At 69.0% G+C, this 26185-nt stretch carries 29 protein-coding genes and 1 tRNA gene; 2 read left to right on the forward strand and 28 right to left on the reverse strand.

The genetic code is table 11. The features are described from left to right. Positions 1 to 7 precede the first annotated feature (7 nt). The 9 genes from Q8S40_RS13020 to Q8S40_RS13060 form a co-directional block, all read right to left on the reverse strand. Complete coding sequence (locus Q8S40_RS13020) at positions 8 to 784, reverse strand: ABC transporter ATP-binding protein (RefSeq protein WP_304814577.1); 777 nt, start codon at positions 782 to 784, stop codon at positions 8 to 10. Between the two features lie 200 nt (positions 785 to 984). Continuing rightward, positions 985 to 2295 (reverse strand): TRAP transporter large permease, encoded by a 1311-nt coding sequence (locus Q8S40_RS13025; protein ID WP_304814579.1) that lies wholly within the window; start codon positions 2293 to 2295, stop codon positions 985 to 987. Then, positions 2292 to 2846, reverse strand: coding sequence for a TRAP transporter small permease subunit (locus Q8S40_RS13030; RefSeq protein WP_304814581.1), 555 nt, complete (start codon positions 2844 to 2846; stop codon positions 2292 to 2294). Before Q8S40_RS13030 ends, Q8S40_RS13025 begins: the two co-directional genes overlap by 4 nt. A gap of 137 nt (positions 2847 to 2983) precedes the next feature. After that, positions 2984 to 4051 carry a C4-dicarboxylate TRAP transporter substrate-binding protein gene (locus Q8S40_RS13035; protein ID WP_304814583.1) on the reverse strand — a complete coding sequence of 356 codons (1068 nt, stop codon included), beginning with the start codon at positions 4049 to 4051 and terminating at the stop codon, positions 2984 to 2986. Between the two features lie 19 nt (positions 4052 to 4070). After that, positions 4071 to 6446, reverse strand: coding sequence for a xanthine dehydrogenase family protein molybdopterin-binding subunit (locus Q8S40_RS13040; protein ID WP_305670741.1), 2376 nt, complete (start codon positions 6444 to 6446; stop codon positions 4071 to 4073). Continuing rightward, positions 6443 to 6904, reverse strand: a complete 462-nt coding sequence (locus Q8S40_RS13045) for a (2Fe-2S)-binding protein (RefSeq protein WP_304814586.1) — start codon at positions 6902 to 6904, stop codon at positions 6443 to 6445. Before Q8S40_RS13045 ends, Q8S40_RS13040 begins: the two co-directional genes overlap by 4 nt. A 1-nt stretch (position 6905) precedes the next feature. Continuing rightward, complete coding sequence (locus Q8S40_RS13050; RefSeq protein ID WP_305670742.1) at positions 6906 to 7730, reverse strand: xanthine dehydrogenase family protein subunit M; 825 nt, start codon at positions 7728 to 7730, stop codon at positions 6906 to 6908. Positions 7731 to 7834: 104 nt separating this feature from the next. Further along, positions 7835 to 8611, reverse strand: coding sequence for a cyclase family protein (locus tag Q8S40_RS13055; RefSeq protein WP_305670743.1), 777 nt, complete (start codon positions 8609 to 8611; stop codon positions 7835 to 7837). A 73-nt stretch (positions 8612 to 8684) separates the two neighbouring features. Further along, entirely contained in the window at positions 8685 to 9857 is a 1173-nt protein-coding gene (locus Q8S40_RS13060; RefSeq protein WP_305670744.1) for a PQQ-dependent sugar dehydrogenase, read from the reverse strand. A 224-nt stretch (positions 9858 to 10081) separates the two neighbouring features. Between Q8S40_RS13060 and Q8S40_RS13065 the strand changes: the two genes are divergently transcribed. Next, positions 10082 to 11245, forward strand: coding sequence for a multidrug effflux MFS transporter (locus Q8S40_RS13065; protein ID WP_304814593.1), 1164 nt, complete (start codon positions 10082 to 10084; stop codon positions 11243 to 11245). A 15-nt stretch (positions 11246 to 11260) separates the two neighbouring features. Here the strand turns inward: Q8S40_RS13065 and Q8S40_RS13070 are convergent. The 8 genes from Q8S40_RS13070 to Q8S40_RS13105 all read right to left on the reverse strand — a co-directional run bounded on the left by Q8S40_RS13070 (position 11261) and on the right by Q8S40_RS13105 (position 15740). Continuing rightward, positions 11261 to 11337: transfer RNA gene (locus tag Q8S40_RS13070), tRNA-Pro, on the reverse strand. Positions 11338 to 11403: 66 nt separating this feature from the next. After that, entirely contained in the window at positions 11404 to 11709 is a 306-nt protein-coding gene (locus tag Q8S40_RS13075) for a MerR family transcriptional regulator (RefSeq protein WP_370690845.1), read from the reverse strand. A gap of 110 nt (positions 11710 to 11819) precedes the next feature. Further along, a complete protein-coding gene (locus tag Q8S40_RS13080; protein ID WP_304814595.1) occupies positions 11820 to 12140 on the reverse strand; it encodes an integration host factor subunit alpha in 321 nt (106 codons plus the stop codon). A gap of 137 nt (positions 12141 to 12277) precedes the next feature. Continuing rightward, positions 12278 to 13252: a beta-ketoacyl-ACP synthase III gene (locus tag Q8S40_RS13085; protein ID WP_305670746.1), complete on the reverse strand. Its 975-nt coding sequence runs from the start codon at positions 13250 to 13252 to the stop codon at positions 12278 to 12280. 4 nt (positions 13253 to 13256) lie between these two features. Further along, the gene (gene plsX, locus Q8S40_RS13090; RefSeq protein WP_304814599.1) at positions 13257 to 14327 is read right to left on the reverse strand and encodes a phosphate acyltransferase PlsX; all 1071 of its coding nucleotides are present in this window, start codon (positions 14325 to 14327) and stop codon (positions 13257 to 13259) included. 43 nt (positions 14328 to 14370) lie between these two features. After that, the gene (rpmF, locus tag Q8S40_RS13095; RefSeq protein ID WP_304814600.1) at positions 14371 to 14571 is read right to left on the reverse strand and encodes a 50S ribosomal protein L32; all 201 of its coding nucleotides are present in this window, start codon (positions 14569 to 14571) and stop codon (positions 14371 to 14373) included. Between the two features lie 102 nt (positions 14572 to 14673). Then, on the reverse strand, positions 14674 to 15213 hold the full coding sequence (locus Q8S40_RS13100) for a DUF177 domain-containing protein (RefSeq protein ID WP_304814601.1): 540 nt from the start codon (positions 15211 to 15213) through the stop codon (positions 14674 to 14676). Then, a complete protein-coding gene (locus Q8S40_RS13105) occupies positions 15210 to 15740 on the reverse strand; it encodes a ubiquinol-cytochrome C chaperone family protein (protein ID WP_305670747.1) in 531 nt (176 codons plus the stop codon). The genes Q8S40_RS13100 and Q8S40_RS13105 overlap by 4 nt, the downstream gene beginning before the upstream one ends. Positions 15741 to 15967: 227 nt before the next feature. Between Q8S40_RS13105 and Q8S40_RS13110 the strand changes: the two genes are divergently transcribed. Next, positions 15968 to 16411 (forward strand): outer membrane protein assembly factor BamE, encoded by a 444-nt coding sequence (locus Q8S40_RS13110; RefSeq protein ID WP_304814603.1) that lies wholly within the window; start codon positions 15968 to 15970, stop codon positions 16409 to 16411. A gap of 46 nt (positions 16412 to 16457) precedes the next feature. On the opposite strand, the gene Q8S40_RS13115 is transcribed toward Q8S40_RS13110, so the two are convergent. The 11 genes from Q8S40_RS13115 to Q8S40_RS13165 form a co-directional block, all read right to left on the reverse strand. Further along, complete coding sequence (locus Q8S40_RS13115; RefSeq protein ID WP_305670748.1) at positions 16458 to 17639, reverse strand: MFS transporter; 1182 nt, start codon at positions 17637 to 17639, stop codon at positions 16458 to 16460. Continuing rightward, positions 17639 to 18598, reverse strand: coding sequence for a thiamine-phosphate kinase (gene thiL, locus Q8S40_RS13120; protein WP_305670749.1), 960 nt, complete (start codon positions 18596 to 18598; stop codon positions 17639 to 17641). Before thiL ends, Q8S40_RS13115 begins: the two co-directional genes overlap by 1 nt. 1 nt (position 18599) lies before the next feature. Next, positions 18600 to 19127, reverse strand: coding sequence for a transcription antitermination factor NusB (gene nusB / locus Q8S40_RS13125; protein ID WP_305670750.1), 528 nt, complete (start codon positions 19125 to 19127; stop codon positions 18600 to 18602). Continuing rightward, positions 19124 to 19621, reverse strand: coding sequence for a 6,7-dimethyl-8-ribityllumazine synthase (ribH, locus tag Q8S40_RS13130; protein ID WP_305670751.1), 498 nt, complete (start codon positions 19619 to 19621; stop codon positions 19124 to 19126). The genes nusB and ribH overlap by 4 nt, the downstream gene beginning before the upstream one ends. Further along, the gene (gene ribB, locus Q8S40_RS13135) at positions 19618 to 20745 is read right to left on the reverse strand and encodes a 3,4-dihydroxy-2-butanone-4-phosphate synthase (RefSeq protein ID WP_304814608.1); all 1128 of its coding nucleotides are present in this window, start codon (positions 20743 to 20745) and stop codon (positions 19618 to 19620) included. Before ribB ends, ribH begins: the two co-directional genes overlap by 4 nt. Then, positions 20742 to 21344, reverse strand: a complete 603-nt coding sequence (locus Q8S40_RS13140; RefSeq protein ID WP_304814609.1) for a riboflavin synthase — start codon at positions 21342 to 21344, stop codon at positions 20742 to 20744. The genes ribB and Q8S40_RS13140 overlap by 4 nt, the downstream gene beginning before the upstream one ends. Beyond that, complete coding sequence (gene ribD / locus Q8S40_RS13145; protein ID WP_305670752.1) at positions 21345 to 22445, reverse strand: bifunctional diaminohydroxyphosphoribosylaminopyrimidine deaminase/5-amino-6-(5-phosphoribosylamino)uracil reductase RibD; 1101 nt, start codon at positions 22443 to 22445, stop codon at positions 21345 to 21347. 2 nt (positions 22446 to 22447) lie between these two features. Further along, a complete protein-coding gene (nrdR, locus tag Q8S40_RS13150) occupies positions 22448 to 22900 on the reverse strand; it encodes a transcriptional regulator NrdR (protein ID WP_168052412.1) in 453 nt (150 codons plus the stop codon). A gap of 170 nt (positions 22901 to 23070) precedes the next feature. Continuing rightward, a complete protein-coding gene (glyA, locus tag Q8S40_RS13155) occupies positions 23071 to 24369 on the reverse strand; it encodes a serine hydroxymethyltransferase (protein WP_305670753.1) in 1299 nt (432 codons plus the stop codon). Beyond that, complete coding sequence (gene rpiB / locus Q8S40_RS13160; RefSeq protein WP_304814614.1) at positions 24366 to 24827, reverse strand: ribose 5-phosphate isomerase B; 462 nt, start codon at positions 24825 to 24827, stop codon at positions 24366 to 24368. Before rpiB ends, glyA begins: the two co-directional genes overlap by 4 nt. 71 nt (positions 24828 to 24898) lie before the next feature. Further along, entirely contained in the window at positions 24899 to 25981 is a 1083-nt protein-coding gene (locus Q8S40_RS13165; protein ID WP_305670754.1) for a methyltransferase domain-containing protein, read from the reverse strand. Between the last annotated feature and the right edge of the window lie 204 nt (positions 25982 to 26185).

Here is a 26185-nt window from a genome sequence, read left to right on the forward strand (position 1 = left end):
GGCGGCGTTAGACATGCTGCGTGCCTCCGGAAATGCCGGGATCGGTGCCGAGATAGGCGGCCTGGACTTCCGGGTTGCGGGATACGGTGGCGTAATCGCCCTGCGCCAGCACCCGGCCACGCGTCAGCACCGTGATGGTGTCGCACAGCCCTTCCACCACCTTCAGGTTGTGTTCCACCAGAAGGACGGTGCGCCCGGCGGCAACCCGCTTCACCAGGGTGACGATGCGGTCCACATCCTCATGCGTCATCCCGGCCGTGGGCTCGTCCAGCAGCATCATCACCGGGTCGAGCGCCAGCGTCGTCGCGATCTCCAGCGCGCGCTTGCGACCATAGGGAAGCTGGCCGGCGGAAAAACGGGCGTATTCGGTGAGGCCGACATCGGCCAGCAATTCCATCGCCCGGTCGTCATACTGGCGCAGCAGGCTCTCGCCCCGCCAGAAGTCGAAGGACCCGCCGCGCTGGCGCTGCAGGGCCAGACGCACATTCTCCAGCACCGTCAGGTTCGGGAACACTGCGGAAATCTGGAATGACCGCACCAGGCCCAGCCGCGCGACCTCCGCCGGCTTCATGCCGGTGATGTCACGGCCATCGTAGCGGATGGTGCCGCGGGTTGGTGGCAGGAACTTGGTCAGCAGGTTGAAGCAGGTGGTCTTGCCGGCCCCATTGGGGCCGATCAGGCCATGGATGCTGCCGCGCGCCACCTGAAGGCGCACATCGCTGACCGCGGCAAAGCCACGGAATTCCTTCGTCAGCCCCTCGGTCTCGAGGATCGTATCGACCACTCGTGGACGCCCCCAATTGTGTTGTTATGGCTCGGCCTGGTCGGGGGCGGTGGTCCGCCCGCGGCGCATGGCCGATGCGCTTGTGGGACATTTGTGCAGGCAGTCCGCGCAAGACGCAAGTGAGGGAAAGGCATCACTCGATAGGAAGCTCAACCTTTCAGCGGCATGCCACTGGCACGCCAGATGGCGGGTTGAACACCCTAGTTGAACATCAGCGTCAGCCCCGGCACCGCGACGATCAGCGCGAGCACCGCCAGCATCACCAGGATGAAGGGGATGCAGCCTGCGAAGATCGTCTCCAGCCCGATGCGTTTGTCGTTCAGCGTCGCCTTCACCGCGAAGGCGCCGATGCCAAAGGGCGGCGTCAGCAGCCCCACCTCCACTGCGATGACGGTGATGATCCCGAAATGGATCAGGTCCAGATTGAAGGCCATCGCGATCGGGGCTGCGATCGGCGTTACGATCAGCAGGATGGAAGAACTGTCCACGATCATGCCCAGCAGCAGCACGAACAGGATATAGACGAACAGGAAGCCATAGACGCCAAGCCCCATCGCCTGGATGAGATCCGCGATGGAGGCCGGGATGCCGGCCATGGTCAGCATGCGCGAATACATGCTGGCAGCGATCAGCAGGAACAGGATGCCGACGGAGACGAAGCCGGTCTCCACCAGGATACGCCAGAATTTCTGCAGATTCAGCCGGCGCCGCACCAGGGCGATGACCAGCGCGCCGAAGGCCCCCACCGCGCCCGCCTCGGTCGGCGTGAAGTAGCCGCTGTACAGGCCGCCAAGGACCAGGCCGATCAGCGTGGTGATCGGCACCGATTTCGCCAGCAGGCTGCCTGCGGTCTCCTCCGGCGGCGGCGCCACCTGGGCGGCATGGGGCTGCACCCAGTCCGGCCGGAAGGTCGCCATCAGCCAGATCATCAGCATGAAGCCGGCCGCCATCACCAGGCCCGGGATGATGCCGGCCAGGAACAGCCGCCCGATCGAGACCTCCGCCAGAACGCCATAGATGATCAGCAGCAGGGAGGGCGGGATCAGCATGCCGAGGATGGAACTGCCCGCGACGCAGCCCACCGCGAAGCGCGGCGTGTAGCCGAAGCGAATCATCTGCGGCACCGCCACCTTGGTGAACACCGCCGCCGAGGCAATGGAAATACCCGTGACGGCGCCGAACACCGCATTGGCCAGCACGGTGGCCATGCCCAGGCCACCGCGCAGCTTGCGCAGCAGATGCTGCGCCACCTCGAAGGTGTCGCGGCCCACATCGCTGACGGAAACCAGCAGTCCCATCAACACGAAAAGTGGAATCGTGGCAAACAGGTAGTCCGAAATCGCGGCATAGGACGCCAGCGCCAGCAACCGTCCGGCCAGGTCCCAATTCTCCCGGATCAGTCCGATGCCGATGAAGGACAGGAACACGAGGCCGATGCCGATCGGCACGCCCGCCAGCACCAGGCCTGCCATGATGGCGATCAGCGCAAGGCCGATCTCGATCTCGATCATGCCGGGCGCCCCGCGCCCAGCAGGCCGCGCGCCACCTGCACCAGGCTGGCCAGCGCCGCACCGGCGCAGCCCACCAGGATGGCCAGGCGGATCGGCCAGGTCGGCAGGGTCCAGACGCCCTGCACGCCGAAGAACTCGGCCTGCTCCCACGAATCCATGAATTGCGGCAGCGTCGCGCGGAAGATCACGATGAAGACGAACACCGCGATGCCGGCGAACACTGCCTCCGCCGCATGGGCCGCGCGCGGGCTGCGGGCGGCCAGGCGATTGAGGAACATGTCCGCCCGCGTCATGCGCTGCCAGTGGATCGCCGCCGGCAATTGCAGGAAGACGATGGCGACGATCAGCTTGGCGGAGATTTCCGCCACGCCGTTCAGCGGCGCGTTGAAGAACGACCGGCCGACCACGTCACTGACGATCAGCACCATCATCGCCGCGATCATCACTGTGCCGAGGCTGTTCAGCAGCCACAGCACCAGGCCGAAGGCATCCTTCGGCGGACGCGCCGCTTCCTCCTGCGCCGCATCGCTGATGCCATCCAGTTCCGACATATTCTGACCCTCAATCGTGCCGCAGCCACACCACAGGCGTGTTGGGCACCCGCTCCGCGGGCTTGGCTCACCGGACTGCCGGCGGCGGACCTTCGGCCGCTCAGCCGGCGTCTGCGACGCCGGCTGCAACTGGAAGATCAGGCCGTCCAGGCGCGGCCCGGCGTGGCGCCGCCGGCGCGCAGCCCGTCCATATACGCCGCCAGCACCTTCTTCGCCGGCTGGCCCCGGCCCTCATTGGTGCGCGCCCAATCGCCGGCGATGTCCGGCAGGCCATCCACCCAGCGCTGGCGCTCCGCTGCCGGGAAGGTGGAAACCTCCGCCCCCGCCGCCGCCATCTGGCGCAGGTTGGCGTCGCTGGTCTCCAGCACGCGATTCGTCAGCGCCGCGGTATAGGCCTTGCCGCCGGTGCGGAACGCCGCCTGCACCACCGGGTCCAGCCGGCCGAAGGTCTGCCGGTTCATGCCGATGCCGCCGACATACATGCAGCCCACATTCACCCGCGTGATGTACTTCGCCACCTCATGCACCCGCACCGGGAAGATGCCGGAGGGGAAGGACAGCGCGCCCTCGCTCACCCCGGTCTGGATATCCGTGTAGTAGGTCGTCAGCGCGCCATTCACGGGCACCGCGCCGGTGCCGCCGAGCCAGGTGGCGGAGACGCCGGGCGCGCTGATCTTGCGGTTGCGAAGGTCGTCCACGCTGCGCACCGGGAAGGTGGACCACAGATCGTAGGTCTCGGTGCCGCAGGTGCCGAGATAGACCATGTTGTTGTCGGTCCAGGCCTTCTGCATCTCCGGCATCTCGGCCGTCATCTTCTCCATCACATCGACCTGCAGGCGCAGATTGTCGGTGGCGAAGGGCGTGAAGTAGGTCACGTTCTGCAGCGGCATGGCGCTGCCTTCCCACAGCGTGCCGACGAAGCCGATATCGGTGATGCCGTCCTTCACCGCGTTGCGCGTCTCGGTGAAGCGGTACAGCGTGCCGCCGAAGGCCTCGCGCCAGCGGATGCGGAAGCGCGTGCTCTCCAGCGCCTCGTTCACCGCCGGCATCAGCGCCTGCTGCATCGCCCAGATCCAGGCGATGGTGGTGGGGTGGCTGGCCGCGATGGTGATGTTGATTTGTGTCTGCGCCGCCAGCACGTTCGGCGCGGCGAGTGGGGCTGCGGCGGCGGTGCCGAGCAGCGCGCGGCGGGTAAAGTTCTTCATGTTTATTGCTCCCTGTTGTTCAGATCTTGCCGAGCGCGGTGAGAATGCGCGCGGGGGTGAAGGGTTGCGCGAAGACGCGCGCGCCGAGCGGCCGCAGCGCGTCGTTGATGGCGTTCTGCACCGCGGCCGGCGCGCCGGCCGTCCCCGCCTCACCGGCACCCTTGGCGCCGAGGGCGGATTCCTTGGTCGGAGTTTCCACATGCGCCACCGCGATATCCGGCATCTCGCCCGACATCGGCAGCAGGTAGTCGGCGAGCGAGCCGGTCAGCAATTGGCCCTCCGGCGAATAGACGCAGTGTTCCAGCAGCGCGCCGCCGAGGCCCTGCACCACACCGCCCCTGATCTGCTCATCCACCAGCATCGGGTTGATGACGGTGCCGCAATCCTCGACGCACCAATGCTTCAGCAGCTTCACGAAGCCGGTCTCGACATCGACTTCGAGGTAGCTGGCCTGCGCGCCATTGGTGAAGGCGAAGGGGTAATCCTTCGGCGTGTAGTGCCGCGTCGCCACCAGCTCCCGCGGCAGATCCTTCGGCAGCGTATCGCCACGGAAATAGACGATGCGGCCGAGCTCTTCCAAAGGCAGGCGTTCCGCGCCCGTTGCGCGATCCACCACCACGCCGCCGCGCACATCCAGGCTTTCGGGTGCGGCCTGCAACATGGCACCCGCGATCACCAGGATCTGCTGCCGCAGCGCATTGCCCGCCTGTAGCGCCGCCTCACCGCCGATGCCGGCGCCGCGGCTAGCCCAGGTGCCGCCGCCATAGGGGGTTGTCTCGGTATCGCCGGTGGTCACGCGGACCCGCGCCACATCGACGCCGACGGCGCCGGCTGTGATCTGCGCCAGCATCGCCTCCGTCCCCTGCCCCTGCTCGGTGACGCCGGAGGCAACGCTGACGCTGCCATCCGGGTCCAGCCGCACCGTCGCGCCATCCATCGCGGAAATCCGCGCGCCGCCGATGCCGTACATGAAGGGGGATGGGTTGGTCAGTTCGATGAAGCTGGCCAGTCCGATGCCGCGATACACCCCCTTGGCTCGCAGCGCGTCGCGTTCCGCCTTCAGCCCTTCGTAGTCCATCATCGCCAGCAGCTTGGTCAGGCAGGCGTGATGCGAAAGCCCCTCGAAGGCCAGGCCGGCCAGATTGCGGAAAGGGTAGACGTCATCAGCGAGAAGGTTGCGGCGGCGGATTTCGGCGGGGTCCATGCCGATGGCTTCCGCGGCGAGGTCCACCAGCCCTTCCGTGACCGTGGTGGCGATCGGGTGGCCCACGGCGCGGTATTGGCAGGTCGGCGTCTTGTTCTGGAACACCACCGTGGTGCGCGCCTTGTAGCCACGCAGCCCATAGGGGCCGCCACACAGGTTGACCACCTGGTTGCCCTCCACCGCGGAGGTGCGCGGATAGACGGAATAGGGACCGATGCCGGTGAGGTCGTCGATCTCCATCGCGGTGATCACGCCATCCCTGGTCACCGCGGCCCGCGCCGTGATGCGATGGTCGCGGGCGTGGATGTCGGAGACCATGCCCTCGATCCGGTCGGCCGCGAATTTTACGGGTCGCCCGAGCATCTTCGACAAGGCGGCAGTCGCCATCTCATCCGGATAGACATGCACCTTGATGCCGTAACTGCCGCCGACGTCGCGGCACACCACGCGCACATCGCCTTCGCGCAGGCCAAGGTGTTTCGCGAACACCGTCTGCATCATGTGCGGCGCCTGGTTGGAGTGATACGCCGTCAGGCGCCCTTCCGCCGGGTTGTAGTCCGCCAGGATCGCGCGGCCTTCGAGGCAGACGCCGGTATGCCGCCCAGTGTGGAAACTGGCCTGCACCACGACGCTGTCGGCATCCGCGAAACAGGCCTCCGGCTCGCCGCCGACATGTTCGCGCTGGAACGCAAGATTGTCGCCGAGCTCCGGGTGGATCACCGGCGTGCCGTTGGCGAGCGCGGTTTCCATATCCACCGTCGCCGGCAATTCCTCCCACGCCACCTCGACCAGCCCGACCGCATCCTCCGCCTCCGCGCGGGACCGGGCGACCACAGCCACCACAGGCTCCCCCTGCCAGCAGGCGCGATCGACGGCGAGCGCATGTTGCGGCGCGGATTTCAGGCCCTTGAGGTGGTGCAGCACGCCGACCCAGGGCGTGCAGACCGCAGCCATCTCCGCCCCCGTCACCACGCGCACTACGCCGGGCGCGGATTTCGCTGCGGCAGAGTCGATGGACAGGATGCGCGCATGCGCGTGCGGGCTGCGCAGGAAAGCCACATGCACCATGCGCGGCAGGCGGAGGTCGTCAACATATTGGCCGCGCCCGGCCACCAGCCGCTTCGCATTGGGTCGCGGCACGGAGCGGCCGATATAGGAATTGGGCCGGTCCACGGCCGAAAGCTCACTCATGCGCGGGCCGCCTGTTCGATGGCATCGACGATGGCGTGGTAGCCGGTGCAGCGGCAGTAATTGCCGCTGATGCCCTCGCGGATTTCCTCCCGCGTCGGGTGGGGGTTCGCCTTCAGCAGCGTCGCCGCCGCCACCAGCATCCCCGGCGTGCAGAAGCCGCATTGCAGCGCGTTGCGTGCCACGAAGGCGTCCTGCAAGGCGGCAATGGCACCGGTCTCGGTCAGGCCCTCCACGGTCCAGACCTCGGCGCCTTCGGCCTGCACCGCCAGCATCAGGCAGCCGCGGACCATCTCGCCATTCACGATCAGCGAACACGCGCCGCAGACGCCGTGTTCACAGCCGGCATGGCTGCCCGTCAGGTCCAGCACCTCGCGCAGGAAATCCACCAGGTGCTGGCGCGGCTCGATGCGGGCGGAAACGGCCTCGCCATTCACCGTCAGGGACACATCCAGCTTCATCTCAATGCCCCTTGAGCGCGGCGGCGGCGCGGCCCAGCAGCACGCGCGCCAGATGCAGGCGCAGCGCCGGCGGGCCATGCAGATCCTCCGGCGGGTCCAATTCCCCAGCCAGCGCCGCCTGCGCGCCCGCGACATCCCCGGCGGCGAAGGCGGCCTCGGCGCGCGGCGTGCGCAGCGGCGTGGGGCCGACGCCGAACCAGGCCAGCCGCACCCCCTGCCCCAGGCGTTGCGCGGCCAGCCCGACAATGGCGTAGTCGCCATGCCGCCGCGCCAGTTCCTGCAGCGTGCAGGCCGCCCCGGCGCGGGAGGGGATTTCCACCGCCGCCAGCACCTCATCCCCGCGCAGCGCGGTCTGGTACAGCCCCGGAAAGAAATCCGCGGCCGCGACTCGGCGCTCCCCGCCCCGGCTTGCCAGCACCAGCACCGCCTCCAGCGCCAGGGCGCAGGCCGGCAGTTCCGCCGCCGGGTCGGCGAGCGCCAGCGAACCGCCGATAGACCCCCGGCTGCGGATGGCGGCATGGGCAATATGCGGTACGGCCTGCGCCAGCAGGGGCGCGTGCTGCGCCACCAACGGATCGGCGCCGAGTTCCGCATGGCGGGTCAGCGCACCAATCCGCAGCAGGCCATCCGCGAAGGTCACGCCGCGCAATGCGGCAACCCCGTTGATATCCAGCAGCAGGCTCGGGCTGGCGAGGCGCAGATTCAGCGCGGCGATCAGGCTCTGCCCGCCGGCGAGCAGCCGGGCCGCGTCGCCATGGGTCTCCAGCACGTCGAACACCTCGGCCAGGGTGGTCGCGCGCGCATAGGCGAAGGGGGCTGGTTTCACCGCTCCGATACTCTCCCTGGACGTCCGCCGCGGTCAGGGCCGCGGCTTGTTGACGCCAGAGTTGTCGTGCGCGCGGGCTTTGTCCAGCACAGGCTTGTGAAGTCTCAATCGTCGAAGATCGCCACCGCCCGGCACCAGCCGCCGGAGGCACGGGTGATCTTCACCGGCAGGCAGCTCACGGTGAAGCCGGTGGCGGGCAGCCTGTCCAGGTTGGTCAGCTTCTCGATCTGGCAGTAGCCGGCCTCCCGCCCCGCCTTGTGGCCTTCCCAGATCAGGCTGGCATCGCCGGTGGCGGCGACCTTGGCCTTGGTGTGGATGAAGGGCGCATCCCAGGACCAGCCATCGGTGCCGACCACGCGCACGCCGCGCGCGGTCAGCCACAACGTGGCCTCCCGCCCAAAACCGCAGCCGCGGGAGACGTAGTCCGGCCGCCCATAGCAGGCGCCGGCCGAGGTATGCGCCAGCACGATGTCGCCGGGTTGCAGCGTGTGGCCGATGGCGGACAGCGCCGCCTCCAGCTCCGCCGCCGTCACCACATGGCCATCGGCAAACTCGGAAAAGTCCAGCCGCACGCCCGGGCCGATGCACCAATCCAGCGGCACCTCGTCGATGGTCAGCGCCGGGGCGCCGCCATCCATGGTGCTGGCGTAATGCCAGGGTGCATCCAGATGCGTGCCGTTATGGGTGGACAGCCGCACCCATTCCATCGCCCAGCCTTCGGCATCGGGCAGCTGCTCCGGCGTGATGCCGGGGAAGAAGGCCACCAGCTCCCCGGCCGAGTCCTTATGCGTGCGGTATTCGATGGCGGGGCCGTAGCCCGGCGGGTCCTGCACCACGTCATTATCGAGCGCGATCGACAGGTCGATGATCCGGCGCGGCATTTTTCGGCGTTTCCCCAGCCAATCCGGCGCGAAGCCTAACCCGCGGCTTCATGGCTGGGGAAACCCCTTTCGTTCAGCGCGCCGCCGTCAGGCGCAGCACCTCGCCATCCTCATGCTCGGTCAGCAGCCAGATGGAGCCGTCGCGATGCACGCGGACGTCGCGGATGCGGCGGTCCAGGTCGCCCAGCATCCATTCCTCCTGCACCACGCGGCCATTTTCCATCCGGGTGCGGACCAGCGCGCGGGCCGTCAGACCGCCATGCAGCTTGTCGCCACGCCAGTCGGGGAACTGGTCCCCGCCATAGATGGCGAGGCCGGAGGGGGCGACGGTGCGTTCGAAGATATGCACCGCCTGCTCCATCCCCTCCCGCTCCGTGCCTTCGCCCAGCGGGGCGCCGGAGTAGTCGCGGCCACCGGTCAGGAAGGGCCAGCCATAGTTGCGGCCGGCCTCGATGCGATGGATCTCATCGCCGCGGAGCGGGCCGTGGTCGTTCACCCACAGCTCCTGCGTCTCCGGGTGGAAGGCCATGCCATGCACGTTGCGCAGGCCGATGGCATAGATGTGCGCAGCCTTGTCATCGTCATTGGCGAAGGGGTTGCCCTCTGCCGGGCTGCCATCGGTCGTCATGCGCAGGATGGAGCCGGCATGGTCGCTGTCATCCTGCGCGCGGTTCATGTTGCGGCGATCGCCGACCGACAACATCAGCGATCCGTCGCGCGGGTCGAAGGCCATGCGGCCGCCGAAATGCAGGCCGCTGCCATCCGGGTTGTTCATCATGAAAATGGTCTCGACATCCTCGAGCCGCGGATCGTCGCCATCCTCCCCGGCCAGGCGCGCACGCGTCACGGCGGTGCCGCCGCCCTCATCGGTCCAGCGGGAGTGGCTCAGGAACAGGATGCGGTTCTCGCTGAAATCCGGATGCAGGGCGATGTCGAGCAGCCCGCCCTGGCTGCGATTCGTCGGACCCTCATAGCGATAGACCTCCGGCGCGCCGGAGACCGGCCGCATCCGGTCGCCACCACCCAGCATCAGCCGGCCGGAGTTGCGCTCCGTCACCAGGAAGCGCTCACCCTCCAGGAAGGCGAGGCCCCAGGGGTGTTCCACCTGTGCCAGAGTCTCGACGCGGACGCTGCCATGCTCGGTCTCAAGGGTGCGCGTCTGCGCCGTGGCGGCGGCCAGCGACGGCAGCAGGAAAAGGCTGGCCAGCGCGCCGGCGCGCGTCAGGCGGGGGACTCGCTTGCTCATGGGGAGGCTCCTCGGTTCGGCGGTTGTTGCGCAGGAGTTGCATGGCCGACTTATGAAGTCGGTGTCAGGCAACGCCATGCCGCGCCCGAGGTTCGTCACGGTGGCGACCCGGCGCGCAGCGTATGCCCGGGTCCGATTATCCGCGTTGGCACGCCGTCCCGGCGTCCTGCATGGTCGCTGCCGCTTCGTCGCAGCGGCAAGCGCGCCACCGCAGAAAGATCTTCATGCCCCGCTGGCTTCCCCTGCTGCTCGGCTTCCTCACCGCCGTCGGGCCCCTCTCCACCGACATGTACCTGCCCGCCTTCCCGGCAATCCGGGCCGAGCTCGGCTCCGCCTGGGGCGGGGTGGAGGCGACGCTGTCCGCCTGGTTCCTCGGGCTGGCGGTCGGGCAGCTGGTGCAGGGCACGCTGGCGGACCGGCTCGGCCGGCGCCGGCCGCTGATCATCGGCACCGCGATCTATACCGTGGCCTCCATCGGCTGTGCGCTGGCGTCCGACATCGCCATGCTCTCCGCCTGGCGCTGCGTCGCGGCCTTTGGCGGCGCGGCGAGTGCCGTGATCCCGCGCGCCATGGTGCGGGACCTGGCGACCGGGCTGGATGCGGCGCGGCTGATGTCGCGGCTGATGCTGGTGATGGGCGCGGCGCCGATCCTGGCGCCGACCATCGGCGGGCTGCTGCTGGAGGCCGCCGGCTGGCGCGTCATTTTCTGGGTCTCGGCCGGCTATGGCCTGGTCTCCTGCCTGCTGGCCGGCTTCCTGCTGCCGGAGACGCTGCCGCCGGAACGCCGGCAACGCCGTTCGGCGATGACGGTCCTCGGCGATTTCGGCCGCATCGGCGTGGAGCGCGGCTTCATCACCCATGCGGTAATGGGGGGCGCCGCCATGTTCATGGTCTTCGCCTTCATCGGCGGCGCGCCGGAGGTCTATATCGCGCAATACGGCATCGCGCCGTCCGAGTTCGGGCTGCTATTCGCCGTCAGCGCCATCGGCTTCATCGGGCTGACGCAGCTCAACCCCTGGCTGCTCGGGCGTTTTGGCGGGCTGGTGCCGCGGGTGGCGCTGTATGTCGCGCTGCTGGCGGTGCTGCTGATGACGCTGTCGGCCAGCACCGGCTGGGGGGGGTTCCTCGGCCTTTACCTGCCGGCCTGCGTCGCCCTGGCCTGCACCGGCCTGGTGCTGCCGAATGCCGCGGTGGGCGCGCTGGCCCGCCATGGCACGCGTGCCGGGAGTGCGTCTGCCCTGCTCGGCATGATGCAGTTCGGCCTGGCGGCGCTGGGTGCCGGGCTGGTCGGTGTGTTGACGGGAACGGATGCGGTGCCGATGGCGCTGCTGATGCTCGCCGGGGTCGGCACCGCGCTGCTCGCAGACCTGATGCGGACGCGGCGCTGAAAAAGGGTCGCTGAATGGTCGGAGCGGCGGGATTCGAACCCACGACCCCCAGTCCCCCAGACTGATGCGCTACCAGACTGCGCTACGCTCCGACTGCGGCGGCAATAGCACCGGGCGCCGGGCCGCGCCAACCCCCGGGGCGCAAAATCAGCCCCCGTTCAGCCCCGGGCGGCCAGGGCCCGCAGCTCATGCGCCAGGCGTTCCAGGGCATCCAGCGCGTCGCGCACCGGCTCCGGCGCCTCCACCTCATCGATATCGCCGAGTGGCAGTTCCGGGGCCTGCCCGGCCTCATCCAGCCCGCCTTCCCGCAGCAGGCGCTGGACGCCCTTGATGGTGTAGCCCTGGGTATAGAGAAGGTCGGAGATCCGCCGCAGCAGCGTGATGTCTTCCGGCCGGTAATAGCGCCTCCCGCCGCCGCGCTTCAGCGGCTTGAGCTGCGGGAATTTGGTCTCCCAGAACCGCAAGACATGCTGCGGGATCTGAAGATCGTCCGCTACCTCACTGATTGTACGAAAGGCCGTGGGGGCCTTGCGGGGACGGCCGCGGGGATCATCGCCGTCCTGGCCGTCGTCACTCATGCGTCGTCATCGGCCGAGCGCGCGATGGTCTGGCCCGGATTGAGCCGCGCCTTGAGCACGTGGGAGGGCCGGAAGGCCAGCACCTTGCGGGGCTGGATCGGCACTTCCACCCCGGTCTTCGGGTTGCGCCCGACCCGGCGGCCCTTCTGGCGCACGACGAAGGACCCGAAGGCGGAGATCTTCACCGCCTCCCCCGCCTCCAGCGCCGCCGACATGCGCTCCAGCACCGTCTCCAGCAGTTCGGCACTCTCGTTGCGCGAGAGTCCCACCTGCGCATAGATCGCTTCCGCCAGATTGGCCCGCGTGATCGTCGTCATGCCAGAGCAGGTCCTTGCAACCCCTTCAAGTCGCAAGAAAGCCGGGTTCCGGGATGGCCGTCAACCATAGGTTTGCGGCGGTGTGGCAGGAAGTTGCAACACTGTTGCCACCGCGCCGCACAGGGCGCGGGAATCGCTCAGAAACGCGCCAGTGCGGCGCCCCAGGTGAGCCCGCCGCCAATGGCCTCCATCAGCACCAGCTCGCCCGGCTTGATGCGTCCGTCGCGCGTGGCTTCCGCCAGGGCCAGCGGGATGGAGGCGGCGGAGGTATTGGCGTGGCGGTCCACCGTCACCACCACGCGGTCGAGGCCCAGATGCAGCTTGCGGCCCATCGCCTCGATGATGCGGATATTGGCCTGGTGCGGCACCAGCCAGGCAACGTCGTCATGGCCGAGGCCATTGGCCGCCAGCGCCTCATCCACCGCGGCGGCCAGCTTGGTGACGGCGTGCTTGAACACCTCCCGCCCCGCCATCCGCACAACGCCAGAGCAGCCGGTGGAGCCCGCGCCGCCATCGACCTGGAGGATGTCGCCGAAACGGCCATCGGAATGAAGATGGGTGGAAAGCAGGCCGCGTGCCGTACCTTCCTCCGCCCGCAGGAACACCGCGCCGGCGCCATCACCGAACAGCACGCAGGTGCCGCGGTCGGTCCAGTCCAGGATGCGGGAATAGATTTCCGCGCCCACCACCAGCACGCCACGCGCCTGGCCGGTGCGGATCATCGCATCGGCGACCGACAGCGCGTAGATGAAGCCGGTGCAGGCGGCCGACAGGTCGAAGGCGAAGCCGCGCGTGATGCCGAGGCCACCCTGGATGCGCGAGGCCGTGGAGGGGAAGGCGCTGTCCGGCGTGGCCGTGGCCACGATCACCGCATCCACATCCGCCGCCGAAGCCCCGGCCTGCGCCAGCGCCGCCCGGCAGGCTTCCATGCCCATGGAGGAGGCCGTTTCACCGACGGCCGCGAAGTGCCGCCGGCGGATGCCGGTGCGCTCCACGATCCAGTCATCGGTGGTGTCGAGGTTCTTCTCCAGCGCCAGCTCGTCATTGCTGACGGAGCGCGCCGGAAGGTAGCCGCCGGTGCCGGCGATCACGCCGCGAATCGCGCTGCTCATCGGATCAGCGCTGGGTGGCGGCAAGCCGCTGGGCGGGGCTTGGCAGCAGCGCCAGCCCTTCCCGGATCCGGTCGTTGAAGCGGTGCGTCACCATGTCCATCGCCACATCCACCGCATGGGCGAAGCCGACGGCATCCGTGCCGCCATGGCTTTTCACCACCACGCCATTCAGCCCGATCAACACGGCGCCATTGTAGCGCCGTGGGTCCATCCATTCACGCAGCCGGTCCAGCGCCGGGCGGGCCAGCAGGTAGCCCATGCGCGCGGGCATGGAGCTGGTGAAGACCTGGCGCAGCAGGTCGCGCATCAGTTTCAGCGCACCCTCCCCGGTCTTCAATGCGACATTGCCGGTGAAGCCATCGGTGACGATCACATCCACCGTGCCGGCGGCAATGTCATGGCCTTCGACGAAACCGCGGAAATTGGTGCCTAGATGGCTGTCGCGCAGCGTTTCCGCCGCCACCCGCACGCGCTCATCGCCCTTCAGCTCCTCGGAGCCGACATTGAGCAGGCCGAGCGTGGGATTGGTCAGGCCCAGCACCGCACGGGCGAAAGCGTCGCCCATGATGGCGAACTCAACCAGGTTGCGTGAATCGCATTGCAAATTCGCGCCGAGGTCGAGCATCACCACATCGCCCCGCGCCGAGGGCCCGATGGCCGCCAGCGCCGGCCGATCGATTTCCGGCAGCGTCTTCACCACGATCTTGGCCAGCGCCATCAGCGCGCCGGTATTGCCGGCGGAGACGACACCGGAGGCTTCGCCCTGCGCCACGGCATCGATTGCCACGCGCATGGAGGACCCACGCACGCGCAAAGCCGCGGTCGGCTTCATGTCGCCCGGAATGGCTTCCGGAGCATGACGCAGACTGCAGGCCTTGGCCGCGCGAGGACGCCTTGCGAGCAACGCCCCGACGCGCGCCTCGTCACCGACGAGCAGGAAACGCGCCTGTGGGTGGCGTTCCGCGGCCAGCTCCAGCCCATCCAGGATGGACTCCGGTGCGTGATCGCCGCCCATGGCATCGATTGCCAGCGCGAACGCTGCTGGACCTCGATCCGCCAGGATCTTCCTCGCCACCTTCAGAGCCTTCGCCACATGGGCGGTTGCCCTTTCGTGCGGTTCAGACGCGGACGACACCCTTGGCCTTGTCGGCCGCCATCACTTCACGGCCATCGTAATGGCCGCAATGCGAGCAGATGTGGTGCGGGCGCTTCAGTTCGCCACAGTTCGTGCACTCCATATGCGCGGCCGCCGTCAGAGCCTGGTGGCTCCGCCGCATGCCGGCGCGGGACGGCGATACTTTTCTCTTCGGGACGGCCATGGTGCCGAGCCTTTCTCGTCAACAAGCTGCAATATCAGCGGAGCCGCGGGCATTAGCACCGCGCGGCACGGGGAAGCAAGCGGCCCCGGATTTCTCCCGCCGTCAGTTCCGCTTGAGGCGGGACAGGGCGGCGAAGGGATTCGGGCGCTCCGGGGCCGTATCGTCCATATCGGCCTCGGGCTCAAGCGTGGTGCCATCCAGTTCGGGCGGGATCGCCGCGTCCGGCGCGCGCGGATAGGGGTCGAGCGCCAGGGCGAGCTGCTCGGCCACCACCTCCCCCAGATCGACCGCGTCGCCGAATGTCTCGATCTCATCCGGGCTGTCCGGGTCGTCATCGGTGGCCGGGGTGCCAGGCGGCAGGATGCGCAGATCCAATGCGGCATCAACGGTTTGCGGAACGGGTCCGAGCGAGACCACGCATTCCTGCACCACATCCGCCGCCAGCCGGCCACGCAGCCGCATGGTGCCGCCATTCTCGGGGCTGAGGGTGAGCCAGGCCTCCAGCCGCGTGACGCCGGGAATTCGGAAGCGGGCGGCCAGCGCCGCACATTCCTCCGGCCGGGCGCGCAGTTCCAGGCTTCGGGACTCGGTGCCGCCGAGTCGGTGGCGGCGCGAGAATTCGAGGGGATTGTCGGTCGTCATGCGAATAGCGCCTGGCCGCGCTTCAGCGTCGCCATCGGCTGCGGGGCCAGCAGGTCGGCCACCGCCAGGGCATGGGCAGCCAGCTGCGCCGCGGCGCCGGCCGGCGGCGGCTCTCCGCGCCAGATGTTGCGGGCCAGCGCCTCCGCCAGCGCCGCGGCATCGCCGGCATCCACGGCCGATTCGTAGGCCGCGGCACGGCCGTGGAAGGCCTCCCACATCCGTTTCACGCGCTTGCCCACGACCAGGTCGCCGACGCCCATCTCCCGCAGGTTCACGTCCATATCGGCGAACATCGCGTCGAACACCGCCTGGGCGAGTTTAGGGCCAGCCACATCCGGGTCTCGCCGCAGCCGGCGAATCAGCAGCGCCACATGCAGGGAAACGAGGTCGAATCGCCCATCCAGCGTGTCCGGCACGCCGAGTTCGGCAAAGAATCGCGGCTGCCGCGCCGCCGCGACGGCCGCGCCATACAGGTCGAAGCCCGCACGTTCATGCGGCTTGCGCCCAAAAAGGCCAAGCAGGCCCATCGTCCACTCCCATCCGGGCAATTCGCCACCGATCGCGCTGCCGGGCCACGCTGCCGGGCGACGTTGACCGCGACCCGCGAGGGTGGCATTGCCGGGACATGGAGCGCCCCATGCACGCGGTCAACATGTTGCGGCCCTTGGCGGCCCGTCAAACTTCCCGTCTCGGCGCCCGCCCAGGCCTTGCCTTGGTTCTGGTTGCCCTGCTGGGCACGACCGGATGCGGCGGCATGTCCGCCGTTCCCGGCCTCGGACTGTTCGAGAGCCCGCGGGAGATGCGCGGCCATGCGGTGGATGATGAGGCGCTGGCGCAGATTACGCCCGGCGTCAGTTCCCGCGCCGATGTGGAGACGCTGATCGGCTCTCCCTCCCATACCGGGACCTTCGACAATTCGGTCTGGTATTACATGAGCAGCATCACCCGGCAGCGGCCGGGGCGGACCCTGTCCGTGGAAGACCAGCGCGTGGTCGCCATCCGCTTCACCCAGGCCGGCGTGGTGGAGGATATCCGCCGCATCGGGCCGGAGGAGGGGCGCAATGTCCGGGTGGTCAGCCGCATCACCCCGTCACCGGGCAATGACCGCACGATCATGCAGCAATTGTTCGGCAATATCGGCCGCCTGGCGCCGGGCCTCGGCGGACAGACCCAGACGATCGGCGCGCCGAGCCGCTGATCTGGCGCGAGCAGGAACAGCCGCAAGCGGCTGTTCCTGTTGCCTTTCAGGCAGCCCTGGCGCGAGCCGGACGCAGGAACAGCGTCAGCACCAGGGCAAACAGCAGCGCCGGCAGCAGCAGCAGGTTCAGCACTTCCCACCCCGCGGTTGCATGGATGACGCCGGAGCCGAGCGCGGTGCAGGCAACCGTGCCGAAGACGATGAAATCATTCGCCGTCTGCGCCCGCACCCGCTCATCCGGCGAATGGGCTTCCCCGAGCAGGGTGGTGGCGCCGGTGAACATGAAGTTCCAGCCGAGCCCCAGCAGCACCAGCGCCACGGTGAAGTGCCAGAAGGTCTCATCCTGGATGGCGACCGCGCCGCACAGCGCGTTCAGCCCGACGCCAGCCGCGATGATGGTACGCGCCCCCCATCGGGCGATCAGCCGGCCGGTGAAGAAGCCCGGTGCGAACATCGCCACGGCATGCGCCTGGATCACCGTGGCGCTGGCGCCGACACCGAAGCCGCAGGCCATCATCTCCAGCGGAGTCGAGGTCATCAGCAGGTTCATGGTGCCATAGCCCATGGCGCCGGTGCCGGCGGCGGCCAGGAAGGCCGGGCGGCGCAGAATCTCGATGATCGGCGTGGTCACCTTGGGCCGCGGCGGCGCCGGCGGCAGGCGCACCTTGGTCAGCAGCACGGCACAGGCAATCGGCAGAAGCGCCAGGATCAGGTAGGTGCCGAGGAAGATGAAGGGCTCGAACAGGTTGCGGCTGTGCTTCACCAGCTCCGGCCCAAAGATCGCCGCCAGCACGCCGCCGGCCATGACCAGCGAGATCGCCTTCGGCCGATAGGCCGGGGAGGCCACCTCGGCGGCGGCGAATCGGTAATGCTGGGCGATGCCGAAGCCGATGCCGGCGGGCAGCGCGCCCAGCGCATAGACCCAGAAATCCCCGAGCCAGATGCCGAGCGCAAAGGTCAGCGCGCCGCAGAAGGACCCCGCCGCCCCCATCAGGAAGCCAGCCCGGCGGCCGAGGCGGGAGAAGATGATGCCGGCGGGAATCGAGGCCGCCATGGTCGCCACCATCTGCAGCGCGAGCGGCAGCGTGGCCAGCGACTTGTCGGTGGCCAGGCTGTAGCCGACCAGCCCGCCCATCGCGACCTGCCCCACCACGGAGGCGTTCATCAGCGCCTGGCAGAAGAACAGGATCCGCACATCCCGCTTCATGCGGGCTTCCTCGGCAGGCATCAGAAATGGCTCCATCCGCTGGCAGGCAGCTTCACATCCTGCCCGGCCGGATCGCGCACGCGCACCCCCTGCCCGGCTTCAAAAACACCGATCCGGGTCACCACGACCCCAGCCTCCGCCGCGGCCGCCCGCACGCGGGCCGAATCGGCAGGGGCGGCGGCAAAGACCAGTTCGTAATCGTCGCCACCGGTCAGGATACGCCGCAGCAGGGCCGGGTCGGCGGCCAGCGCGGCCCGCGCCGGGGCGGAGAGCGGCACGGCGGCGGCCTCGATCACCGCGCCGCAGCCGGCAGCCCGCGCCAGATGGCCAAGGTCCTGCACCAGCCCATCCGAGACATCCATCGCCGCCCGCGCCAGCCCGACCAGGCGCAGGCCGAGCGGCACGCGCGGCTGCGGCAGCCGGTAGCGGGCGGCGAGATGCGGGTCGGCCGGCAGGCGGCCGGTCAGCGCCAGCAACCCCAGCGCGCCATCGCCGATGCTGCCGGAGACCCAGACCTCGTCCCCCGGCCGCGCCCCCACCCGCCGCAGTGCCGCCCCCGACGCGACATGGCCGAGGATGGTCAGCGAGAAGGTGGCCGGACCATCGGTGGCCACCGTGTCGCCGCCCAGCAATTCGATGCCGAATTCCGCCTGGTCCAGCGCCAGGCCCGCCGCGAAGGCCGCGATCCAGTCCTGCGTCACGCCGCGCGGGAAGGCCGTTGTCATCAGGTAGGCGAGTGGCACGGCGCCCATCGCCGCAAGGTCCGACAGGTTCACCCGAAGCAGCTTGCGGCCCAGCGTCTCCGGCGGGTCATCCGCCAGGAAGTGCACGCCGGCCACCATGGCATCCGCCGCAAGCACCAGGGTGCGGCCCGGCGGCGGGTCCAGCAGCGCGGCATCGTCGCCAAGGCCCAGCCCGCCCTTCCCCGCCAAGGGCGCGAAATGGCGTGCGATCAGCCCGAACTCGGCGGGCAGCGTCATCTCAGCCGCGCGGCGCCGGTGCCGCGGGAGCCGGGGCGAATTCGTCGGCGCGATAGGCGCGGGCCAGCGCATCCAGCACGCCATTGGCGAAGCGCGGCTCATCGGCCACGAAGAAGCCGTTGGCGATGTCGAGGTATTCGTTGATCACGACGCGGGCCGGCGGGTCCTTCGGCGTGGCGAATTCCGCCGCCGCGGCGCGCAGCAGGGCGCGCAGCACAGGGTCCAGCTTCTCCAGCGGCCAATCCTTGGCCAGCGCCTTGCCGATGGTCTCGTCCAGATTCTCGATCTTGGCGGCGGCGGTGCGGACGATGCGGGCGAACAGCTTGGCGTCGGCCTCGGGGATCCGGCCCTCGGCATAGCTGTCCTCGGCGGCATTCGGGCCGAGGCGGTGGCGGACGAATTCGGCGATGACCGATTCCGGGTTCTCACCCGCCTGCTCGCTCTGGAACAGGGCCTGCACGGCAGCGACGCGCGCGCCGGTGCGCGGGCGGCCGCCAGGTGCCGGGGGCTTGCCTTTCTGGCTGCTCATCGCCGCGCCCAATGCGAGAAATGCCAGCGCCGCGCCAGCGTGACCTGGCCGAGCACGGCATGCGCGGCCTCGGCACCCTTATTGTGCTGGTCGGGCCGCGACCGGGCGATCGCCTGGTCCAGGCTCGCCACCGTCAGCAGGCCGAAGCCGAGCGGCGCGCCGTATTCGGAGGCGACCGTCATCGCGCCCTGGCAGACCGAGGCGCAGATGAAATCGTAATGGTCCGTCTCGCCCTTCACCACGCAGCCGAGCATCAGGAAGCCGTCCCAGCGTTCCGTCGCGCCGAGCGCCATGCGGAGCGCCGCCGGCATCTCGTACGCCCCGGCGACATCCACCACATCGAGGCTGGCGCCGACGCCTTCCAGCACGCCACGCGCACCGGCCAGCATGCCGCCCACGACCTCGGCGTAGTAGGGCGCCTGGATCACCAGGATGCGCGGTGGCTCGCCAGAGAGGGTCCGCGTCGCGCGAACAGGGGCGTCCTTGGTACTCACTTGCTGTCCTTCGGTATCGGTCGCGTCTCGACCACGGTCAGGCCATAGCCTTCGAGGCCCACAACGGGGCGGGGGTTGTCGGACAGGCGGATGATGTCGCGCAAGCCCAGATCGGCCAGGATCTGCGCGCCAATGCCATAGTCGCGGATTTCCGGCGAGGTCAGGCGCCTCTCGCGCGCCGCGCGCACCTGCTGGGACAGGCCATCCAGCCGCCAGTCGCGCAGCATCACCACCGCGCCGCGCCCGGCTTCCGCGATGGTCCGCATGGCGGCGTGCAGGTCATCCTCCACCTTGCCGCCCACCATGTCCCGCAGCAGGGACGTCGCATGCATCCGCACCAGCACTGGGACGGGGCCGGAAAGGTCGCCCTTCACCAGCGCCAGATGCTCGCCCTGATCCAGCGTCGAGGCATAGACCACGACGCGCCAGGTGCCGCCGACACCCTCGACGTTGCCTTCCTCCACCCGCCGCACCAGGCGTTCCGTCCGCCGGCGATGCGCGATGAGGTCGGCGATGGTGCCGAGCTTCAGGCCGTGATGCTGGGCGAAGGCAACCAGATCCGGCATCCGCGCCATCGACCCGTCGTCGTTCATGATCTCGCAGATCACGCCGGAGGGGTTGAGGCCTGCCAGTCGCGCGAAATCCACCGCCGCCTCGGTATGCCCGGCGCGGACCAGCGTGCCGCCTTCCCGCGCCACCAGCGGGAAGACATGGCCAGGCGTGACGATATGCTCCCGCCCCAGCTCGGGGTTGACGGCCACGGCCACGGTGCGCGCGCGGTCGGCGGCGGAGATGCCGGTGGTCACGCCATCCCGCGCCTCGATGCTCACCGTGAAGGCGGTGGCGTGGCGGGTGCCGTTGGATTGCGCCATCAACGGCAGGCCGAGCTGTTCCACCCGGTGCCGGGTCAGCGCCAGGCAGATCAGCCCGCGGGCGTGCTTGGCCATGAAGTTGATGGCGTCCGGCGTGGCGAATTGCGCCGGGATGACCAGGTCGCCCTCATTCTCCCGGTCCTCGTCATCCACCAGGATGAACATGCGGCCGCGGCGGGCTTCCTCCAGCAGTTCCTCGGTGGGGCTGAGGAAGTCGTGGAAGCTGGTGGTCTGGGCGGTGACGGTGCTCATGCGTTGAACTCCCGCAGGCGGGCGACGTAGCGGGCCAGCATGTCGATCTCGATGTTCACGGAATGGCCGGGGCGCAGCTGCGCGAAGCCGGTCACCTCCGTGGTGTGGGGGATGATGTTCACGCCGAATTCCTGGCCCTCTACCTCATTCACCGTCAGCGAGACGCCATCGATGGCGACCGAGCCTTTCGGCGCGATGAAGGGCGCGATGGCGGGGGGCACGCGGAAGCGCCAGCGGGTGGAGCCGTTCTCAGGGGTCGCGGACAGCACCTCCCCCAGCCCATCCACATGGCCGGACACCACATGGCCACCCAGCTCGTCGCCCATCCGCAGCGGGCGTTCCAGGTTGATCCGCCGTCCCACCTGCCAGCCGCCGAGCGTGGTTTTTGCCAATGTCTCGGCCGAGGCTTCCACGGTGAAGGCGGCGGGCGCCAGTTCCACCGCCGTCAGGCAGCAGCCGGAGCAGGCGATGGAGGCGCCGAGCACCGCGCCCTCCAGCCAGCCCTGCGGCACGGCGACGGTCAGCCGCATGTCCTGGCCATGCCCGATCGGCGCGATGGCGGTCACCTCCCCCTGGGCGGTGATGATCCCGGTGAACATTCAGCCAGCCTCGCGCTCGAATTCGGTCAGGACATCCGCGCCGATGGTGCGGTGCGCCACGCGGCGGAACTTGGGCGCCCTGGCCAATTCCAGCAATGGCAGTTCATACGAAGCGGGTATGCCGTCACCGCCGATCACCAGGGGTGCGTGGAACCAGGCGAGCCGGTCGGCCAGCTCCTCCCGCAGCAGGGATGCCGCGATGCCGGACCCACCCTCCGCCAGCACGCGGGTGATGCCGCGGGCGGCGAGCGCCGTCAGGATGCCGTGCATGGACAGGCCCTCCGGCCCCGGCGGCAGTTCCAGGATTTCGACCCCCGCCGCGCGCAGCGGCGCCAGCGCGGCCTCTGGATGGCCGGGAATGGTGGCGACCAGTGTCGGGATCTCCCGCGCCGTACGGACCAACCTTGCCCCGATGGGCATCCGCAGCCGCGCATCGGCGACGATCCGCGGCGCGGGAATGGGCACGCCGCCGGGCAGGCGACAGGTCAGGTCAGGGTCGTCATCCAGCACGGTGCCGGAGCCGACCATGATCGCATCATGCCTGGCGCGCAGCCCATGCGCGGCGCGGCGGGATTCGGGGCCGGTGATCCAGCGGCTTTCCTTGCCGGCGGTGGCGATGCGGCCATCCAGCGTGGTGGCCAGCTTGAGCGTGACCAGCGGCAGGCCATGGCGCAGGCGCTTGATGAAACCGGCATTCAACGATGCCGCCTCGGCGCGGAGCAGCCCTTCCTCCACCACGATCCCGGCGGCGCGCAGGCGCGTGAACCCCTCTCCATCCACACGCGGGTCCGGGTCGCGCAGCGCTACCACCACGCGCGCAACGCCGGCGGCGATCATCGCATCGGTGCAGGGGGGCGTGCGGCCCCAGTGGCAGCAGGGCTCCAGCGTGACATAGGCGGTGGCGCCGCGGGCCGCCGCGCCGGCGCGCTTCAGCGCCTCCGTCTCCGCATGGGGGCGACCGCCGGGCTGGGTCCAGCCGCGGCCGACCACCTGGCCCGCCGCATCGACGATGACGCAGCCGACCGCCGGATTGGGCCAGGTATTGCCGAGGCCACGCGCGGCCAAGGCCAGCGCGGCCCGCATATGCGCTTCGTCCGACACCGTCAGGAGCCTTCGATCTTCCCAAGGAAAGCCCGGAAATCCTTGGCTTCCCGGAAATTGCGATAGACGCTGGCGAAGCGGACATAGGCCACCTCATCCACGTCCCGCAGCGTTTCCATCACCACCTCACCGATCCGGTGCGATGGCACCTCGCTATCGGCCTCCACCTCCAGCCGGCGCTGGATGCCGTTGACGATGCGCTCGATGCGTTCCTCGTCGAAGGGCCGCTTGCGCAGCGCGACGCGGACCGATCGCGCCAGCTTGTCCCGGTCGAAGGGCACGCGGCGGCCATCGGTCTTGATCACCACCAGTTCGCGCAGCTGCACCCGTTCGAAGGTGGTGAAGCGATTGCCGCAGGCGGGGCAGGAACGGCGGCGGCGGATCGAGGCACCATCCTCCGCCGGACGGCTGTCCTTCACCTGGGTGTCTTCATGCCCGCAGAAGGGACAGCGCATAAATCTATGCCCTCAAACGGCGGGCGCGCGCTCCGCGCGCTTGCCTGCGCGCCGTGCACTGGCGTGCCGGGCCATGCGGGCGGGTTGGGCGCGGCGGCCATTCGGCCGCTCGGCCCGCTGAAGTGCGCGGGCCGCCTTTGGGGGTGGCGGCGGGGTACATCCGGCTTCCCTCAGTAGATCGGGAAGCGGCGGCAGAGATCCAGGACGCGGGCCTTTACGGCGGTCTCGACCGCCTCATTCGCTTCCGGGCTGTTGGCCTGGGCCAGGCCGTCCAGCACTTCGCCGATCATCTGGCCGACCTGCCGGAACTCCGCCTCGCCGAAGCCGCGGCTGGTGGCCGCCGGGCTGCCGAGGCGGACGCCGGAGGTCACCATCGGCTTCTCCGGGTCGAAGGGGATGCCGTTCTTGTTGCAGGTCAGGTGGGCGCGGTTCAGCGCACCCTCCGCCGCCTTGCCGGTCAGCTTCTTCGGACGGAGGTCGACCAGCACCAGGTGGTTGTCGGTGCCGTCGGTAACCAGGTCGAGCCCCTGCGCCTTCAGTTCTGCCGCCAGCGCCTTGGCGTTCAGCACGACCTGCTTCGCATAGGCGCGGAATTCCGGGCGCAGCGCCTCGCCGAACGCGACCGCCTTGGCGGCGATCACATGCATCAGCGGTCCGCCCTGCAGGCCCGGGAAGACGGCGCTGTTGAACTTCTTGGCCAGCGCTTCGTCATTCGTCAGGATCATGCCGCCGCGCGGGCCGCGCAGGGTCTTGTGGGTGGTGGTGGTCACCACATGGGCATGCGGAAACGGCGAGGGATGCGCGCCGCCGGCGACCAGCCCGGCGAAATGCGCCATGTCCACCATGAAGATCGCGCCGACCTCATCCGCGATCTCGCGGAAGCGCGGGAAATCCCAGGTGCGGGCATAGGCGGAGCCGCCGCCGATGATGATCTTCGGCTTCGTCTCCCGCGCGATGCGAGCGACTTCGTCCATGTCGATGCGCTGGTCCTCGCGCCGCACCGTATAGGGCGCCACCTTGAACCACTTGCCGGACTGGTTGGCCGGCGCGCCATGCGTCAGGTGGCCACCGGCGGCGAGATCCAGGCCCATGAAGGTATCGCCGGGCTGCATCAGGGCGAAGAACACCGCCTGGTTGGCCTGCGCGCCGCTATGCGGCTGGACATTGGCGAAGCCGCAATCGAACAGCTTCTTGGCGCGCTCGATCGCCAGGCTCTCGGCGATGTCCACCACCTCGCAGCCGCCATAATAGCGGCGGCCCGGATAGCCCTCCGCGTATTTGTTGGTCAGCACCGAGCCCTGCGTCTCCAGCACCGCCTTGGAGACGATGTTCTCGGAGGCGATCAGCTCGATTCCGTCCTGCTGGCGGATCAGTTCATCGCGAAGCGTGGCGGCGATCTCGGGGTCCGTCTCGGCCACCGGGGCCTGGAAGAAACGGGCGGGGGTCACCGCCGGCGTGGTCTCGTTCATGGGGACGGGCTCCATCCGGGGCTGAGCTTGAGGACGCGGCGGTCATGCCGGCCCCCCTCATATGGCGTGGTCAGGAAGACGTTCAGGGCATCCAGCGCCACTTCCGCGCCGATCATGCGCGCGCCGAGGGCCAGGACATTGGCATCATTGTGCTGCCGGGTCAGGCGGGCGCCGGTCGCGTCATGGATCAGGGCGCAGCGGATACCCTCATGCCGGTTGGCGGCGATGGAAATGCCGATTCCCGTGCCGCAGACCAGCACGCCGAACCGCGCCGAACCCTCCAGCACCGCGCCGCAGACGGCATGGGCGAAATCCGGGTAGTCCACGCTTTCCGGCCCATGCGTGCCGAGATCCAGCACCGGATGCCCGGCCGCCTCCAGCGCCGCGCGCAGCGTGGCCTTCAAGGCGGTGCCGGCATGGTCGGAGCCGAGGGCGATCGGAGTCTGGGCGGGGGTCATGCCGAGGCTGTTACCATGGCCTGCGGCAAGGTGGAACGCCGACCACCACGGCTTGCGTGTCAGGACGCGCGCTAGCGACCCTTGCCGCGCAGGATGGCGATCGAGCGGTCCATCATGACCTGGTCGTCGAACGGGTCGCCCGGTGCCCGCACCCCGCGGCCGACGCCGATGCGGTCCGGCAGGAAGTCGCGCGGTTCGTCATCGAAGGACGCCCAGGCGAAGTCGATCAGGTACAGCGCGCCCTCCTTCACCTGAAGGTTGCCGGGGTGGATGTCGTTGTGGCGGATGCCCTTCTGGCGCATCGCCGCCACAAGGGCGCGGCCCTGTGCCTCGGCATCATTGGGCAAATTGGCAGGCGAGGCCGGATCTCCGGCGAGCGTCAGGTGCAGGCTTCGCTCATCCGCGGCCAGCAGCACGGGGAAGCCCGGCACGCCGAACAACAGCCCCAGCGCCCGTTTCTCCCGGGCCAGGATCTCGGGGTGCAGCACCAGCGCCCGGGGCTGGAAGGTCTTGCTGACGCTGGTGTCACGGATCCGCACGACACTGGAAAAGCTGATCTTGGGCGGCTCCGGGCGCAGCGGCGGCTGCTTGCGGAAGACATAGACCTGCCGGGTGGGCGACGTCTCGATCACCGCATCCACGGCGGCGAAATGCGGCTGCGCGGCTGCCAGGAAATTCTCCCGCGTGTAGGGCTCCCGCTGCACGCCGGTGCTGCCTGCAACGGGCGCGAACCGGGCGAAGGCGTCATCCTCCGGTGCCACCCATTCGAGCAGCAGGTAGCGCCGGGTCCGGCTCGCCAGGTGACGGAAGATTTCGTCGAAGGACCCTTCCGCGGCTGTGGCGGAATGGATCCCGTGCAGCACGGCCATGCCGGCGACGACATCATACTCCCCCGGCGCGCCCCGCCAGTCGCCCAGAAGGACCTTTACCGGAAGTCCGCTGACCTGCGAGGCGACGGCCAGGATGCCGACATAATCCCGGTCATGGTCCAGCCCGGTGACGGCGTGGAAGCCGGCCTCGCGGGCCAGGAAGCAGAGCAGGCCGGCGGAGCAGCCGATGTCGAGGAAGCTGCCCCGGCCGCCGAGCAGCCTGGCGCAATCGCGAAGATAGAAATCCAGCCTGCGATACTTGGACGGTAGTCGTGCCTTCTCCACCACGCCACCCTGTATACTGAAATCCTGATAGCCAGAGACCGCGATCTGGCCGTTTTTGACCCAGAGTCCAGGAATTTTCGTCTGACTACTGTTGCGCCGTTCCGAATCAAGGTAAGCGCCGAACTCACTCGCAACCGGGTTGATTGCGTTCATGCTGCGCTTGGTCCCTTATCTGGACTGGGCTTTTCTGAAAGACCCCGACGT

It is taken from the genome of Falsiroseomonas sp. (genome assembly GCF_030695085.1).
In the GTDB taxonomy this organism is placed as follows: Bacteria; Pseudomonadota; Alphaproteobacteria; order Acetobacterales; family Acetobacteraceae; genus Falsiroseomonas.